The organism is Vibrio sp. Y176 (genome assembly GCF_033438945.1).
Window position 1 is genome coordinate 1 of record NZ_JAWOQS010000493.1, and the last position, 720, is coordinate 720.

Annotated in this window: 1 pseudogene; it reads left to right on the plus strand. The window is 48.3% G+C overall.

Annotation, left to right across the window (positions count from 1 at the left end):
- Nucleotides 1–720 (plus strand): annotated as a pseudogene (locus tag R7O13_RS26910) (glycoside hydrolase family 2 protein); the annotation flags it as partial.

The window sequence follows — 720 nt, forward strand, 5'->3', positions numbered from 1 at the left end:
AAAGCGCATCCTTCCATTGCACTTTGGTGTGGCGATAACGAAGTGATTGGTGCCATTGGTTGGTATGACGAATCTAAGCACAACAAAGTGAAATACACCGTCAATTATGACCGCCTCAATCGCATGATTGAACAAGTGATTACTCAGCAAGATGATTCGCGCCGCTTTTGGCCGAGCTCTCCCTGCAATGGCGAGTTGGATTTTGGTGACGCATGGCACGACGATAGTAAAGGCGACATGCACTTTTGGGATGTATGGCATTCGGGTAAATCATTTAGCGCGTATCTAAACATTAACCCGCGTTTTTGCTCTGAATTTGGCTTCCAATCTTGGCCGTCTTTCGCGGAGGTGAAGCAGTTTGTACCCGAGCGAGACTGGAACATCACTTCACCAACGTTCGAGCAACACCAAAAGAATCCACGTGGTAACAGCATCATCACTGAGATGTTTACTCGTTACTTCCGTTTTCCATCGGGCTTTGAGCAGATGTTGTATTTGAGCCAGGTGCAACAAGCGATCGCCATCAAAACCGCGTGTGATCACTGGCGCGCGATTTCTCCAATTTGTCGCGGGATGCTGTATTGGCAGCTCAATGACAACTGGCCCGTCAGTTCTTGGTCAAGCTTGGAGTACAGTGGCCGTTGGAAGCAGTTGCACTACTATGCGAAGCGATTTTTTGCGCCGCAGTATTTGGTGTTTTCTGAGCATACAGGCAAGTTG